Source organism: Puniceibacterium antarcticum, assembly GCF_002760615.1.
In the GTDB taxonomy this organism is placed as follows: Bacteria; Pseudomonadota; Alphaproteobacteria; order Rhodobacterales; family Rhodobacteraceae; genus Puniceibacterium; species Puniceibacterium antarcticum.
This window is the reverse complement of record NZ_AWWI01000020.1, coordinates 1-14,992: the sequence shown is the minus strand read 5'-3', so window position 1 is coordinate 14,992 and position 14,992 is coordinate 1. Positions and strand designations below refer to the sequence as shown.

Sequence of the window (14,992 nt, the reverse complement as noted above, 5' to 3'; positions counted from 1 at the left end):
AGAGTCCGTGTTCAGAATCCATCTCGCCGGTCGGCACCAGCCCCAAAATCCGCAACATGCGCCCAGTGTCGTGTAGTCTGCGGTTTGCTCATGCGGGCCAGCTACCACGCTGGATTCACAAAATGAACTCCTTACCCGCTTTGTGCATGTATGGATGCCCCCATTGGTACAAGAGATTTCTGAACGGCGCGAGCGTGTGATCGGGTGGCCCAGCATCGAGATCACTCCCAAGACCGTGTCGTCGTCAGCGCTCAGATCATCACCAGGGTCAGCGCTGACATTGGCTCCCAAATGTCCCGCCTTTGTCCAGGGAGGGACCCCCGCTCGAGCCTGCAGCGCGACGAGGAGCGGCGCCCTTGTCGCGCTCTGCGGCAGGCCTGCCGAACGCATGGGCCGACGCGGGCATTCCTCCCGCCATAGGAAACATCCCGGAACTCTGCCGCAGCGATGCCAAGCCCGGCCCCGAGGCCTGCACTGGATCTCGGTCATCTGCCGTCCGCAGGTTGTGTTTTTCCGCCGGTAGCCCCGGTCGGCCGATCCGGGGGATCCTGGAGGAGACGCGCGGACAAAACGCCTGCATAACGCCGGTTGACCGCCCTGGCGCACCGACCGGGATGCCTTCGACGGTCCTGGCGCTTAGACGGCTCTTCTCCGGATCGGCAGGGTCAGCCCGGACGACTGCTCGACAGGTCATCGCCTCGCGACGCCATGGGGCAGCGCAACCGCGAGGGTGCTCCGGCCACAAGCCGAGACATCCGCCTCATCCCATCGATAACCAGGATCGGCTGCCGGAAATCGGTATCCGCCCGGGTTCGGGCCGACGGTAGCCGACGTCCGACAAACCCCTCTCCACAGGTTGAGATCGACCCCGAGATGGGCAAAACAGCCGGAAAATGTCACAGATTTCGGATAATCCAACAAGCTGTGACACGACAATTGAATTTAATCAATGCCTTACCGAGTGTCGCATGTCACAGCCGAATGAGTGTCTCATGCGTAGGTGCGTGCGTGCGTGCGTACATGCGTGCGCGTACGTCTACATATATATATTTATAAATTCTGTGACATAGAGAGATATCTATATATATCCAAGTAAAATCAGAAGGTTACTAGTGTCACTTAAAGTGTGACAAGGCCGATTTCTGTTACATCGCTGATTCCATTGAAAAAAACGGGATTTTCCGCGGAAAGCGCCGTTTTCCTGTGACAAACCGGCATTTTGTCCCTGTAAGCGATCCTTGAACTTCACCCCCGCTTTGTTTCCCGGGTAGTTTTGGAGATCCTCGGATGGGTGCGCAGGCTGGAGTTATCCAGGATCATCTGAGCGCTTGGTTTTCCGCGAAAAACTATTTCCGAAGAACATCGCTTCACAGGCTGCATGCGCCACGTTTACCCGGAGATCGAAGGCAAAACAGCCGTTTCCGAAAAAATCCCTCGCTCACCCAGCCCTCTCCAAGCCGTTTATGTGGATAACCTCACCGCGCCCGTATTCAGAGCCCAATCCGGCTCTTACCTTTTTTGGAGTGACCACAACAAAGGATAAAGACATGACGCAAACCAACCCCTCTCCTGACCAGGCTCAGATGAACATGGAGGACTTTAAGCAGGCAGAACTTCATGCATTTCGTGTCAGGAGTTGCCAGATCGTATTGGCTGGCAAGGCCTACTCCTCCGAGAACTCGCCCGTCCGCAGCATTAAGGCCGGGCGCAGACGCGCCGTGTCATGCGTCTCCGGAAATTTTGTGTACCAGATCAAGTCCAATGCGCTCCAGCTTGGCCCGGAATGCACCTCACCATTGGAAGAGCTTTCGCTGCCGGCAGATTGCAGGTCGTCCGGCTTCACGCCCAGGCTTTTTATCTTTGACAAGGTACCTAGGCACTCTGCCTTTGGCGATACGCACAGCTGGGCATTGTCAATGCTTACTAAGAATTACCTTGCGCAGGGAGGCGACGTCTTTATCGGCGAGGACTGCTGCTGGGATCATCTGGAGGAAAAGGCCAGCGCGTCGATGAGATTGGTAATTAACAAGATCGCCCGAGGCCCCGACGCTCTGTGGCGCGGTTTGTAATCCGTCCGTCACCAGGCTGAACCACTAGGATCGGGGAGGCCGCCGCAATGGCCGGCTGCCAATCACCTGGAAACGCAGTATGTACCCGGTATGTTTTCTTACTTACCGGGTACTGGACCTGTCGCGGTTTGGTGCCGCTCCTTTGATAGCATAATGTGCAGCAAAGGAGACGAACTATGGGCACGGGAAGAACGGATGAATTCCGCAAGGATGCAGTGCGAATTGCGCTGACCAGCGGGCTGACACGGCGGCAGGTTGCGGATGATTTGGGCGTTGGGCTTTCGACGCTGAACAAGTGGGTGACAGCGCACCGCGACACGGATGTGGTATCGCTCGAGGATCGCGAGCTTGCGCGGGACAACGAACAGCTTCGGCGCGAGAACCGCATCCTCAAGGAGGAGAGGCACATTTAAAAAACCGTTCCGGACCGCAGCCCGCCTGTGCGCGGTACAAACAGCTTATGTTACGCTCACCGCGAAGGGCAGTTGCCGAAGGCTTATTGGTGGGCTGGACCCCGTTAAAAAACGTGGCACATGGGCTGATGCGCACTTGAGAGTGGTGACGCCGCCATTGCGGTGATCCCGGTTAGGAAGGTGACGAACTTGCATGGCCCACGCCCTTCATCTTGAACGGAGGATTTGCCATGACGATGCGTAAAACCGGCGGCCACCCGGATTTGAATGTGGTCAACCCCAATGCGGCTGCGATCGATATCGGCTCGACGATGCACATGGCGGCTGTGAACCCCGACACCGACGTCATGCCAGTGCGCGCCTTTGGGACATTCACCCAGGATCTGCACAACCTTGCCGACTGGTTCCGGTCGTGCGGTGTCACCAGCGTAGCGATGGAGTCAACCGGCGGTTACTGGATCCCGGCTTTCGAGATCCTGGAAGCGCATGGCTTCGAGGTCATCCTCGTGAATGCCCGCCGCGCCAAGAATGTGCCTGGCCGCAAAACCGATGTGAGCGATGCGGGATGGCTGCGACAGTTGCATTCCTACGGTCTGCTCCGTGGCAGTTTCCGACCAGAGGCCGAGATCGCCACACTGCGCGCCTAAATGCGCCAGCGCGAACGGCTCACCGAGTATGCTGCCGCTCACATCCAGCACATGCAGAAGGCACTGATGGAGATGAACCTGCAACTGCATCATGTCGTCTCCGACATCAGTGGTGCGACCGGCATGCGGATCATCCGTGCCATTGTCGGCGGCGAGCGTGATCCGGAGATTCTTGCTGCGTTCCGGGATGTCCGCTGCAAATCCTCCATGGACACGATCAAGGCCGCGCTGGTCGGCAACGACCGCGACGAGCATGGCGACGGGCTGTCGCTGGTCCTGCTACCTTACGGTCGCTGTTCCCAAGATAGTGTGCGCTCCTAGTGTTCCGTCAAAAACTATTTCCGACGGGCATCGTTGGGCAGTCCACGTGCGCCACGCCTTCCCGGAAACTCGGAGCAAAATAGCGCTTTGCCGGAAAATCCCGCTCTCATCCAGCCTCATCCAAGCCATCTATGTGGATAACCTCCCCGGGCCCGTATCAAAGACCCAATCCGGCGCATAACTTTTTGGTGTCACACCAGAAAGGATAACCGCATGACACACACGCGCAGCCGACCTCTTGGCGTTCGATTGGAACGGGCAAGTTCGGCCTCTGCAGCTTCGATTTCCTCGAAAATGCGGCGGCAGCGCTCTAGGAACAGACGCCCCCTCTTCGGTCAGCGCTATATTCTGCGTGTTGCGATGAAACAGACACACGTCCAGCCGTTGCTCAAGCCGCACCATCGCCTTGCCCAGCCCTGTGCCTTTTTCGACAGGGTACCAAGGTCCTCGATATCAATGTCGAAATCGCTGGCGATCCGCATGAGCCGGGCAGCGAGACCGATGGCGCGCACATCGCGCCGAGCGTGCGAACGATGGAAACTGGTGAGTTGTTTCTGAAGTACACGCCGGGGGCGGCGGCCGGAAGAGGGCAGTGATCTGATCAAACACGCGCGCCTCGAAGCCGTTGGCAGCAAGGCTGCACGCATCGCTACTGGGCGCTGGTACGTTTTCGTGCAGACCGAAATACCCAAGTGAAGAACGCCGCGTCGGATACGCGCCGAAGGATGATCATGCAAAAAACCTTCGCAATCATTCTGACGGCAACCCTTCTTCTGCCCCTGCCCGCCTTCGCCGAACGTGCGCCGCAGACTATGGGGCAGGACGCGTGCGTGCGCTCGGTCTGGTACAATGTTTCCGATGTGATCCGCGTGGACGCGAACCTGCGGACGAACACCGCGATCAAGCTCGGCAAGGGTGAGCGCATCGAGCAAGTCCTGCTGGGCGACTCCGAGGCCTTCAATGTGGAAGTCTTGTCGAACCGCAACACCGTTTCCGTAAAGCCGGTGATCGCCAGCGCCCACAGCAACATGACGATCTACACATCCCGCCGCACGATCGCGTATTTCGACCGTTGTCGAGTATCTGGCACGCAAAGGTAGGGTGGACAGATAGCCCGCCCTACCTTGCCAACGGTACCTGAAGGTATCTTGGGCTCGGTACATGCGGCGCAAATGACCGCTAAGTGAGCGATATCGATGGCGGGCACGCATGAACGAGGCATTGCCGCAGAGCCGACCTGAGCCCATTTCACCCATTTTCTGCACTGCAGCTTATGTCAGCGTCCGACCCCGAAGTGTTTGATGAACGCTCGCAAACGGATCAGGCTTTTGAGTTGCCTTGGATAATATAGAAAAAAGCGTAGCCTGTCGGGTGTGTACTCGGACAGAACTTCGACCAGCATCACCCGATGCAATCTGGGCCTCAACACCTGCACGCAGGGTCCAGCCAATCCAGAGCCCGCGTGCTGCGGCGTCGACAACTGACCTTAGGTCTTTGAAGATCAGACTGCCGGTCACATCGATATGGCAACTGCAACAAGTGCCATTGCCGCGCGAGCGGCTTCGTCCAAGTCCGCATAGCTGCCACTTGAACCTCCGTCCGTGCAACCGGGGCGCACCTGAGGCAGACTGGAAATTTTTTGTCAGGTGGCGAACACTAGTTCCCAGCTCGCATTTCAACTGAAGACAAGAGGAAGGTGAAGTTCCCTTTAGTTTTTCGGCTATCCGGCGTTTCAGGTTGATGAATCGAAACCCCGGTTCATCGGCTACCTGATCCAGTTTTCAATCCGCAGGCCGCGAACGCGGGAAAACTCGCCCGTGTTGTCCGTCACGAGGATTGCCCCAACTGCGTAGGCATGAGCCGCGATCAACAGATCGTTCGGACCAATGGGCTTGCCAGCGGCCTCAAGCTCGGCACGAATGCCGCCATACTCCGCGTCAGCAGGCACATCGAATGCCAGAACCTGCACACTTTCCAGTATCGCTTCGACATACGCCAAGAGTTTCGCGGACCCTTTCTTGGCACAGCCGTATCGTAGCTCTGCCGCCGTGATAATGCTCACGCAGATCGCATCTGGACCAACATCGGCAATACGCTTAGCCGCGCTACCGTCAGGATTTCGTAGCAGATCGGAGACGATATTGGTGTCCAGCATATAGAGGCTCAAAGGTCGATTTCCTTGGCTTGGAGAAGCGTCTCATCCACGTCAGGAAACTGATCCTCTGGTCCGAGTGGCTCTAGCCCAGCGAGCACTTCAAGCAGGTTTTTGCGGCGAACCGGCTCGATTATAAGCCGGTTCCCATCACGATATATGTTTACTCGATCCCCCGGCATCTCGAAGTCTGCGGGAATGCGGACGGCTTGGCTCTTGTTGTTGCGGAAGAGCTTTGCTTCACGAGGCTCTGAATGTGGCTGCGGTTGCGGCATGATCGCCCCTCCTGCTCGGATGTATATACATAAACATATACATCATGATGCGGAGAATTTCAAGTAGCTGATCAGTCAGCCATCAACCCCGTATGCTGGAGAGCTGGAGTTTCTTCCGGTTTGCAGCACGAGCACGGCGCGGTGCGGCAGGCGGCTGGCTTGCACCATCGGGCCGGTGACAGCGACCTCGGCGAGTTGGAGTGTAATGGCGCGGGCGTGGCGCACGACGCGTGCCCCTATCTTGACCAGCTTTAGCTGGAGGCTCGTCAATGATCAGTCGGCCATCTTCTCGGGCAGCTCGATGCAGCGCAGGAAGGTGGCGAAGTTGTCGTCCAGCGCGTGCAGTTGCAGCGGCACCTCGTTGTCGCGGAACCGCTTGCATTGCTTCGTTAATCCGCGAGGTCGCCAGTGCCGGCGGGCCGCAACAGCCATCCCAGTTCGATCCGGTGGTACTTTTCCGCCCGAACGCGATCGGCCACCGCGTTAACCTCTTCGGCCCCGTAGCGGGACGGGTCAACATGCACCCGGAAAAGACGGGTGCCCAAAGGAGTTTCCACCACGCGGACAATGGCGCGGGCCGCCTTATCGACGCCGGTCAACGGCCCGTCCATGTAGGCCGCGGCGATGTCGGGATTGGCTGGCTTGCCCGCATGGGCAAAGTGGTTGGTTCCTGAAGTGAAGGCACCAGGCACTATGATCGAGATTTCGATCCCCCATCCGAAGCTGCATCTACACCTTCCTTGCTGCTTTATACCCCTTCAAAAAAGCCATTGTGCTATTGATCGCACTCTTATTGGAAATCGCGATGCCGGAGCAGGAGCTACTGACTGCTTTTGTCGCCTTGGTGCAAGTGTTTTCAGGCCTGACGCCATTTTCGCCTGACGCGGCGGAGGTCGGAACTCATCCAGAAGTCTGACGGTTGACTGTACGAACACCGCAAGGAGCCTTCATGTCCACGATCACAACAACCAATCCCGCGACCGGCGAGACGATCAAAACCTACCCGCTGATGTCGGAGCAGGAGGCCACCGCAAAGCTGGAGGCCGCACAGGCCGCGTTCCTAGACTGGCGCACCCTGTCCCGCGCGGACCGCGCGCCATATTTGACGAAGATTGCGCAGAAGCTGCGCGACAACGCGGGCGAACTGGCAGCGCTGATGACGCAGGAGACCGGCAAACTGCTTAAGGACGGCAAGCGCGAAGTGGAAATCTGCGCCGCGATCTTCGACTACAGCGCCAAGATTGGCCCTGACGCGTTGGCGGACGAGGAACGCACCCACGGCCCCAACGGGTCACGCGGTGTCGTCAGCTATCAGCCTCTTGGTGTGATCTACTCGATCCAGCCGTGGAATTTTCCGCTGTATCAGCCGGTCCGCGTGCTGGCCGCGAATTTGATGACCGGGAATGCCTGCGTGCTGAAACACGCCAGCATCTGCACCGGTACCGGCCTGCGGCTGCGCGAACTGTGCATCGAGGCGGGCCTGCCAGAGGATCTGTTTCAAGTCATACTGATCGATCACGACACCAGCGACAAGCTGATTGCCCACCCTCTTGTGCGCGGCGTGACGTTGACCGGCAGCGATGGGGCCGGTCGCCACGTCGGTGCGGTGGCCGCCAAAGCGCTTAAAAAGGCCGTGCTGGAACTGGGGTCGAACGATGCCTATCTTGTGCTAGAGGATGCCGACATCGCAACGGCGGTCAAATTCTCAGTCATGGGGCGGCTTTATAATAATGGAGAGACCTGCGTCGCGGCCAAGCGGTTCATCGTGGCGGAGAAGGTCTATGAGGCCTTCGTTACGGCCTATGTCGACCAGATGAAGGCGATCACGATGGGTGACCCCACGGATGCCGACAGCCAGCTTGGCCCGTTGTCGAGCGAAGATCAGTTCGACACGGTCAAAGGTCAGGTCGACGACAGCGTGGCCAAGGGGGCACGCGCGTTGTGCGGCGGCACGGCCCCTGACCGCACCGGCGCCTACTACCCTGCTACGGTGTTGGTGGACGTGGCACCCGGCACGCCCGCCTATGACGATGAAATCTTCGGCCCCGTCGCCGCCGTCATTCGCGCTAAGGACGACGCAGACGCGATGCGGATCGCCAACGACAGCCGTTACGGTCTGGGCGGCGGCATCTTCTGCAAGGACGAGGATCGCGCGCTGAGGCTGGCCCGCGACCACTTCGACACCGGCATGATCCGCATCAACTCTTTCGGGGCCGCCGATCCGAACATGCCCTTCGGCGGGGTCAAGGATTCAGGCTACGGTCGCGAACACGGCGGCTTTGGCATGAAGGAATTCGTCAACGTGAAAGCGATCTTCTTGCCATGATTACCCTCCACGCCCTCCAATACTCTCGCGCCACCCGTATCCTGTGGCTGCTGGCCGATCTGGGCCAGCCCTGCAACCGGATCGACTATGATCGCACCGAGGCCTTCCGTGCGCCTGATGAGTTGTCCAAGGTTCATCCTTTGGGCAAGTCCCCTGTAGTCGAAGACGACGGCGAGTTGATCGCGGAGTCTGCGACGATCCTGCGCTATCTTTCGACAAAGTTCGACGACGACACCCACACGCCACCACGTGGCACGGCGGCCTTTTGGCGACACGAGGTCCTGTTCGACTATGTCGAGGCGTCTTTCGCCGAGGTCGCCTTGCGGGCCATCATGCCAGCGTTCCGCAGCAACCCGGTGCCCGATGATGCGAAAGTGGCGCTCGATAGCCATCTTGCCTATATCGCGCAGGAGATTGGCGACGGGCCGCTGCTGTTCGGCGATACCGCAATGCTGGCGGATATCCAGATCTCTTACATCATCGCGCTGCTGGCGCGCCTGAACCTCTTGAACGGCCATCCCGTGATCGCGGCTTACTGGGAGGCATTGCAAGAACAGCCCGGCTATATCGCGGCCACGCGATCTGCCGGGCCGATGGCGCCGCCCACTTAATTGACCGAAAGGACACTTCCATGCCAATGAATATCCTCATCGCCGGTGCAACCGGCAAGACCGGACTGCTTTTGACACAGGATTTGCTGGATCAAGGCCACAAGGTCATCGCCCTTGTCCGTGAAAGCTCTGACACATCGACCTTGCGTGAAGGCACAGACGTGCGGCACGGCGATCTGACAGACCTGCAACCGGGCGTTTGCGATGGTGCTGACGTCGTGATTTTTGCCGCAGGATCGGGTGGAGCGACCGGGCCAGAGATGACCGACAAAGTGGATCGCAATGGCGCAATGCGGCTGATCGATCTGGCGCAGGGCGCGGGCGTCGCTCGCTTCGTGATGCTCAGCTCTATCGGTGCAGATCAATCCGACCCCTCGGGCGATCTGGCGCATTACCTGAAGGCCAAGCACGACGCCGATGTTCACCTCATGGCTTCCGGCCTGACCTATGCCATCCTGAGGCCCGTCACCCTCACCGACGACGATCGCGGTGACGATGTCATCCTTGGGGACCGGGTCGATCCATCTGCAAAGGCAAGCCGCGCCGATGTGGCCGCGGTGCTGGCAGAGGCCGCCACGACCGGCAAGCACGATGGGCACGTTCTGAACATGCAATCAGTCTGACGCGGAAAAGGGGGCCGCGGATTGTGTCCGGGCCCCCTAGCGTGTGCAGTGCCACGTCCGCGTGATTGCTTGCCCTACGCGCGGTCGATGGTGACCACGATCTTGCCCACGGCGTGGCCGTCCTTGAGGGCGGCGTAGGCTTCGGTCGTCTCGCTCATGGGATAGACGCGATCGACGACCGGGCGCACGATCCCGTCCTCCATCAGCTGTGCCAAGTCCGCCAGCATGGCGCCGTCGGGCTCCATGAAGAACCATTCGAACCGAACGCCGTGCTTTTCGGCCAGATTGTCGGTATCCTGACCCTTGATAGAGACCAGGGTCCCGCCCTTTTTGAGAACCTTGAACGACCGTTTCAGCGTGTCGCCGCCCAGCATGTCGAAGACGATGTCGTAGTCCGACAATTCCTCGTCAAAGGCTTGGCTATGATAGTCGACCACGACATCAGCGCCGAGTTCGCGAACCAAGTCCGCATTGCGCGGGCTGCACGTCGTGGCGACATGGGCACTGAAGTGTTTCGCGATCTGGATCGCCAGCGTGCCGACCCCGCCGGAGCCTGCGTGAATCAGGACCTTGTCACCTGCCTTCAGCCCTGCCTTCGAGATCAGGGCCTGCCACGCGGTCAGCCCCGCCAGCGGAACGGAGGCCGCGTCCTCGTGGCTGATGTTGGCGGGCTTCAAGGCCATGTCGTCCGCCTTCAGACGCGCTGTCTGCGCGATGGCTCCCGCGTCCTCTTGATTGGCGCGCGCGAAGACCGCATCGCCCACCTCGAAGCCCGTGACGTCGCCACCGACCTGCGTGATCTTACCCGAGACATCGTAGCCCATCACGTGCGGGAACGTCAGCGGCATGTCATCCTTCATCGCGCCCGACTGCAGGATGTAATCGATGGGATTCACGCTGGCCGCGTGAACAGCAATCAAGACGGAACCGTCGTGCAAGGCGGGTGGGTCGATGTCAGCAATTTCGATGTGTGTGTCGTAGTCCCGGATGATTGCGGCTTTCATGGGCGTGTCTCCTGTGTGATGGGGGATCGGCGGCCGAGCTAGGAATAGGCCCCGTTCGAATATGTCAGCTCATAACTATGGCTGTAGATCTTGAATACAACGCCAAAGGGGTCCTCGACATAGACCATGCGGAACGGTTTTTAGTCCGGAAAATACTCGCGGACGGGCATACGCTGCTTGCCAACGGCGGAGACGATCTTTGCCAGAAGGTCTTCAAGGGTGGGGTCCTGCACCGCAAAGTGGAACGTGCCAAGGCGGCGGTTCGCGACTTTGCATCGGCAGCTTCCTGTGTATTCTGTTGAAAAACTCGCCTCCACGCGACTCTGTTTCACAAATCAGCTGACGGACGGTTCTCCGCTTACCCTATACGTATTTATCACGCGGCCATTGTGACGGGGATGCCAAGGGCGGTGTAGCCGTTCAGCATCGCAACGCGCGCCTGAACCTCCGCGACCTGGCGGTCGAAGTCACGTGCCATCAGGCGTTGGCCGAGTAGTTTCACGCAGTGCATCTTTGTCTCGACGCGACTCCGGCGGTGGTTGGCTTCCATGGCTGGGCATTTCGGCGTGGCGGGCTGACCGCGGCCACACCGCGGTCAGCCCCTCTCGTGCATGTGAACATGCACTGCCGGGCAGTGGATGGCGTTGTTGCATCGGCGCGTGTCGTAGGCACCAACGGCAGTCACGCTGCTAATCTCCTGATCGCGCGGTATCTGGTTGAGCAGATGAGGCAACATCGGTGCATCCCCGGTGTTGCTGCCCGTGATCTCCCCTCTCGGCAGATTTGCTATGCAAATCGCCTGCCGGGCAATGGACGGCTCTGATTTCCAGTGTTCGCTTATCGATACCAATGTGGATCTTGCGCCAGAGACGTTGTTTTGGGCCGCCATGCTTGCGAGCGTTCCACTCGCCTTCTCCTTCGACCTTGATGCCCGTGCTATCAATCAGAAGGCGCAGTGGGCCCTTCGAGCCGCGATACGGAATGTTGACCGCAAGCCTCCTTTGACGGCGGCAGATGGTGCTGAAGTTAGGGACGTCCCAATTGAGGCCCGTCAGCCGAAGCAGGCTTTCCACAAAGCCGGTCGTCTGACGCAGGGCCATCCCGAACAGCACCTTCATCGTCAAACAAGTCTGGATGGCAGCGTCACTGAATGTCCGCGACCTGCCCCTCTTGCCGGAAGGTTCAGCATCACAGTTTATTTCGGGATCGAACCAACCTCTCGTGACATTGCTGCGCAATGCACTGCCGGTCGGTGGATCGTCAGTGATCCGCGACCTTCAGCGCTGCGTTATAATCAGCCCAGTTCGTCGTCTTGTAGGTCGGTGATGTTGGTTTGCTCATGCGGGCCAGCTACCACACTGGATTCACGACATGAATCCCTGCCAGATTTGTGCAACACAGCTCAACAAACGTAACATAGGCGTTCCGCACGATCTATAATTAGATGAACAGTTCCATTCCGGCGATTGAAAACAGTGCCGCCGCTCCGACAGCATTTCGCACTTTGGCCTCGGACCCAGCGCGTGCGCAATAGCGATGGATCAGAAAAGCGTTTGTTTGTCCCTTGAAGGGCACGACCGGCGACGCGATCTGTGCTGTGCTGTGCGGCCACAACATCCGCAAGATACTGGCCCACCTCAGGGGTCTTTTGGCCCTTTTGATCGCAGAACTCGCCGAGATCATGAACGCCCTGATGGCCGAAAACTGCCGGGGTAATCGTCAGAGAGGCCAGCCAGACGTTTGTTCAGCCTGAACTACGGAAAGGCGTGCGAGGCTGCCGTCATCAACGGCGCCGAATGTGCGCCCAGCCTCGATAGGCTTGGTCAGCAGCCACTCGGCCCCTTCCTCTCCAATCCGCTTAAGCCAGCGGGTCAAGCAGAAAGGATCGGTGGGCGGGCGATGCTGGAGAATGTTTCACCGGTGAAATGTTGGTAGTACGGGTTCTCGACCCATCGGACAACCGATAGGCGTGCTGGAGATACAGCAGCCCCGCGACCAAACTCGGCGATGTGGCTGGACGCCCTGTCGAGGAGGGAAAGAAACCGGCCCATTCCGTCTCGAAGAACTCCCAGTCGATCAGCGTTTTCCAGTTTCGTCAATTCGTGGCGAAGATCGATCACCTCGGTCAGGCGGGGACGCAGGAGATCGCCCTGCTCTTCAGTGCGGGGATGCTTCTTCATCACGGCGCCGGAATTTGCAAGGTTTCGCGACCCAGCATACGAAACCCTGCAATTTCCTGCCACAGTTTTGCCGGGATCACCGAATAAATTCAAATGCTTGCGATTTGTTCAGGCCGAAAGATATAATGTCATTATGGTTTACATTGAGACGCCCCGAAATGTAGAATAAGACTTGACCGATTTTTTGAAAAATATATTCAAAAACCTCATCACATTTTTAAATATATATTTAGTCAGCCGCACTTAGATGAATCGATGAGTAGAATCTCGAAGATCTTAGCGTAGTGGTAAAGACATATGTATGATTTCGAAATGCCACTGGAACCAGAACAAAAATTCTGCCAGCCTATCGCCAGGCAGATTTGGAGTACAAAATACCAGTATAGGAGCGATCCCAAAAATTCTGATAAAACGATCGAGGACACCTGGAATCGTGTTGCACATGGCCTTGCCTCCTACGAAAGCAGTCGGGATAAGGTGAGAGTTGCAGAAGAATTCTACCACGCTATGAAAGATTTTAAATTGCTTCCTGCTGGCCGTATATTGGCGGGGTGCGGCACCGAATACAATGTCAGCCTGTCGAATACGTTTGTGATGCGCACTATTCCGGATTCAGTGCCTGGAATAATGGACACAATCAAGGATGCCGCGCTGACCATGCAGATGGGGGGCGGCATTGGCTTTGACTTTTCCACGATCCGGCCAAGCGGAACGCTGGTCCGGGGGCTTAACTGCCCTGCGGCCGGGCCACTTGCCGTGATGGATATCTGTGACGTTGTCTGTAAGATGTTGGTTTCCGGCTTCGGGCGGGGTGCGATGATGGCAACCATGCGATGCGATCATCCCGATATCGAGGCATTCATTACAGCTAAGTCGGACCGTCAGCGTATGCGAAACTTCAACATGTCCGTAATGATTTCCGATGCTTTCATGGTGGCTTTGAGCACGGATGCACACTGGGACCTGATATGGGACGGCAAGGTGGTGCGCCGCACTCGCGCCACGGACATTTGGGACAGAATTATGCATCAAACCCATGCTTCGGCAGAGCCGGGTGTTCTGTTTATCGACCGGATCAACGCGCAAAATCCGCTGAACTATGCCGAGACAATCTGTACCACGAATTCCTGTGCCGAGCAGCCCTTGCCGCCCAACGGCACCTGCCCGCTCGCGTCGATAAACCTAGCGCGGCTTATCGCTTTCCCCTTTACAGCAGATGCCTGCTTTGACCTGACTGAACTTCGAAGACTTGTGGAAGTGGGCGTGCGCCTGCTCGACAACGCCCTTTCCGTGTCGAAATATGCTCTGGACGCCCAGAGAGAAATGGCTGAACGCCAGCGCCGCATTGGCATAGGGATCACCGGCGTTGCGGATGCAATTGCCATGATGGGTGAACGCTATGGGTCTGCGGCGGCGGTTTCGCTGATCGAATCGTGGATGCGAAAGATCCAGAACGCTGCATATGCAGCATCAGCCCGCCTAGCCAAAGAGCGCGGCGCATTTCCGGACTTTGATGCGGAGCGGCATATGGAGAACCTGATGATTCAGTCCCTTGACCCGGATGTGCGGGCGTTGATCGCGGCGCATGGTCTGCGGAACGGGACTCTGACGACCATTGCGCCAGCGGGTACCATTTCGTTGCTGGCTGGCAATGTGTCGTCGGGGATCGAGCCGATCTTTTCCACGTCCTTCCGGCGTAAGATTAACCACCCCGACGGCACCACGTCGACTGAGGAGGTGGCGGACTATGCGGCCATGATTTTTTCGCAGACCTTCGGTAACGAAACGCCACATCCTGCTTATTTCGTCACTGCCCCGGAACTTGCGCCACAATATCATATTCGCATGCAGGCAGCGGCACAGAAATGGATAGACAGCGGTATTTCCAAAACCATCAATTGCAAGGAAGACATTGCCTTCGAAACCTTCAAGGAAATTTACCTGATGGCCTATGAGACTGGCTGCAAGGGCTGCACGACCTATCGCCCAAACGTAATAACCGGATCTATTCTGACTTAGGTAGCGCCGCTCCGAGGAAGACAATTGCTTGAAATGGGTTCAAAGCAAAATAGAGCTTATTACAGGCTTATTTCACAATCTCCTAAATAAAAATCCTCATCTCCGACAACAATGTTCCTGCGGTGGATTTTTGCTATGTCTACTTTTTTGCGAGCGCCTTCAGTTATGTCGTCGACCGTGAACAACGCCTATGCGGCCACTTCTTGGTCGCGCCGCCCGCCATCGGTCGCGGTTGACGGCCTCACGGCGTCGGCGATCCATGCAATGAACAGGGCCAAAAAGACCCGGAGCCGGTGACGTTGCCCCCAACTTTTATCCAGCGTGAGCGAGACTCCGGGTTTGAGTTTTGCCG

The 14,992-nt window shown here is 57.9% G+C and carries 10 protein-coding genes and 7 pseudogenes; 9 read left to right on the top strand and 8 right to left on the bottom strand.

The features are described 5' to 3' along the window. The first annotated feature begins 1,328 nt into the window (after positions 1-1,328). The 4 genes and pseudogenes from P775_RS01880 (at position 1,329) to P775_RS01860 (ending at position 4,550) form a co-directional block, all read left to right on the top strand. The gene (locus tag P775_RS01880; protein ID WP_143520774.1) at positions 1,329-2,069 is read left to right on the top strand and encodes a hypothetical protein; all 741 of its coding nucleotides are present in this window, start codon (positions 1,329-1,331) and stop codon (positions 2,067-2,069) included. A 176-nt stretch (positions 2,070-2,245) separates the two neighbouring features. Then, a pseudogene (locus tag P775_RS01875) lies at positions 2,246-2,479 on the top strand (transposase); the annotation flags it as partial. 233 nt (positions 2,480-2,712) lie between these two features. Then, positions 2,713-3,384, top strand: a pseudogene (locus P775_RS29685) (IS110 family transposase); the annotation flags it as partial. Positions 3,385-4,181: 797 nt separating this feature from the next. Then, positions 4,182-4,550, top strand: a complete 369-nt coding sequence (locus P775_RS01860) for a TrbG/VirB9 family P-type conjugative transfer protein (RefSeq protein WP_180287287.1) — start codon at positions 4,182-4,184, stop codon at positions 4,548-4,550. A gap of 665 nt (positions 4,551-5,215) precedes the next feature. On the opposite strand, the gene P775_RS01855 is transcribed toward P775_RS01860, so the two are convergent. From P775_RS01855 to P775_RS01840, 4 genes and pseudogenes are all read right to left on the bottom strand, one after another. After that, positions 5,216-5,617, bottom strand: a complete 402-nt coding sequence (locus tag P775_RS01855; RefSeq protein ID WP_218967605.1) for a type II toxin-antitoxin system VapC family toxin — start codon at positions 5,615-5,617, stop codon at positions 5,216-5,218. Beyond that, the gene (locus P775_RS01850; protein WP_099909364.1) at positions 5,614-5,877 is read right to left on the bottom strand and encodes an antitoxin; all 264 of its coding nucleotides are present in this window, start codon (positions 5,875-5,877) and stop codon (positions 5,614-5,616) included. The genes P775_RS01855 and P775_RS01850 overlap by 4 nt, the downstream gene beginning before the upstream one ends. A 75-nt stretch (positions 5,878-5,952) precedes the next feature. Then, a pseudogene (locus tag P775_RS01845) lies at positions 5,953-6,258 on the bottom strand (transposase); the annotation flags it as partial. An 8-nt stretch (positions 6,259-6,266) separates the two neighbouring features. Then, complete coding sequence (locus P775_RS01840) at positions 6,267-6,569, bottom strand: hypothetical protein (protein WP_180287286.1); 303 nt, start codon at positions 6,567-6,569, stop codon at positions 6,267-6,269. Between the two features lie 257 nt (positions 6,570-6,826). On the opposite strand from P775_RS01840, the gene P775_RS01835 reads away from it, so the two are divergent. The 3 genes from P775_RS01835 to P775_RS01825 are packed head-to-tail and all read left to right on the top strand — an operon-like array spanning position 6,827 to position 9,437. Beyond that, a complete protein-coding gene (locus P775_RS01835) occupies positions 6,827-8,203 on the top strand; it encodes an NAD-dependent succinate-semialdehyde dehydrogenase (protein ID WP_099909363.1) in 1,377 nt (458 codons plus the stop codon). After that, positions 8,200-8,814: a glutathione S-transferase family protein gene (locus P775_RS01830; protein ID WP_099909362.1), complete on the top strand. Its 615-nt coding sequence runs from the start codon at positions 8,200-8,202 to the stop codon at positions 8,812-8,814. Before P775_RS01835 ends, P775_RS01830 begins: the two co-directional genes overlap by 4 nt. 26 nt (positions 8,815-8,840) lie before the next feature. Further along, positions 8,841-9,437 carry an SDR family oxidoreductase gene (locus P775_RS01825; RefSeq protein WP_099909368.1) on the top strand — a complete coding sequence of 199 codons (597 nt, stop codon included), beginning with the start codon at positions 8,841-8,843 and terminating at the stop codon, positions 9,435-9,437. A gap of 74 nt (positions 9,438-9,511) precedes the next feature. Here the strand turns inward: P775_RS01825 and P775_RS01820 are convergent, their stop codons facing one another. The 3 genes and pseudogenes from P775_RS01820 to P775_RS01810 form a co-directional block, all read right to left on the bottom strand. Further along, positions 9,512-10,441 carry an NADP-dependent oxidoreductase gene (locus tag P775_RS01820; RefSeq protein WP_099909361.1) on the bottom strand — a complete coding sequence of 310 codons (930 nt, stop codon included), beginning with the start codon at positions 10,439-10,441 and terminating at the stop codon, positions 9,512-9,514. Positions 10,442-10,479: 38 nt separating this feature from the next. Beyond that, positions 10,480-10,701: pseudogene (locus P775_RS28705) on the bottom strand (VOC family protein); the annotation flags it as partial. Between the two features lie 116 nt (positions 10,702-10,817). Continuing rightward, positions 10,818-11,782, bottom strand: a pseudogene (locus tag P775_RS01810) (IS5 family transposase). Between the two features lie 217 nt (positions 11,783-11,999). On the opposite strand from P775_RS01810, the pseudogene P775_RS01805 reads away from it, so the two are divergent. Further along, positions 12,000-12,194 (top strand): annotated as a pseudogene (locus tag P775_RS01805) (hypothetical protein); the annotation flags it as partial. A gap of 2 nt (positions 12,195-12,196) precedes the next feature. Here the strand turns inward: P775_RS01805 and P775_RS01800 are convergent. Next, positions 12,197-12,621: pseudogene (locus P775_RS01800) on the bottom strand (transposase); the annotation flags it as partial. 297 nt (positions 12,622-12,918) lie between these two features. Here P775_RS01800 and P775_RS01795 point away from each other — a divergent pair. Next, positions 12,919-14,640, top strand: coding sequence for an adenosylcobalamin-dependent ribonucleoside-diphosphate reductase (locus tag P775_RS01795; protein ID WP_180287284.1), 1,722 nt, complete (start codon positions 12,919-12,921; stop codon positions 14,638-14,640). Positions 14,641-14,992 lie beyond the last annotated feature (352 nt).

Bases quoted from the DNA above. Each gene is read 5' to 3' on its own strand.
- P775_RS01860 (WP_180287287.1), top strand. From the start codon at position 4,182: ATGCAAAAAACCTTCGCAATCATTCTGACGGCAACCCTTCTTCTGCCC.
- P775_RS01850 (WP_099909364.1), bottom strand. From the start codon at position 5,877: ATGCCGCAACCGCAGCCACATTCAGAGCCTCGTGAAGCAAAGCTCTTC.
- P775_RS01835 (WP_099909363.1), top strand. From the start codon at position 6,827: ATGTCCACGATCACAACAACCAATCCCGCGACCGGCGAGACGATCAAA.
- P775_RS01830 (WP_099909362.1), top strand. From the start codon at position 8,200: ATGATTACCCTCCACGCCCTCCAATACTCTCGCGCCACCCGTATCCTG.
- P775_RS01825 (WP_099909368.1), top strand. From the start codon at position 8,841: ATGAATATCCTCATCGCCGGTGCAACCGGCAAGACCGGACTGCTTTTG.
- P775_RS01820 (WP_099909361.1), bottom strand. From the start codon at position 10,441: ATGAAAGCCGCAATCATCCGGGACTACGACACACACATCGAAATTGCT.
- P775_RS01795 (WP_180287284.1), top strand. From the start codon at position 12,919: ATGTATGATTTCGAAATGCCACTGGAACCAGAACAAAAATTCTGCCAG.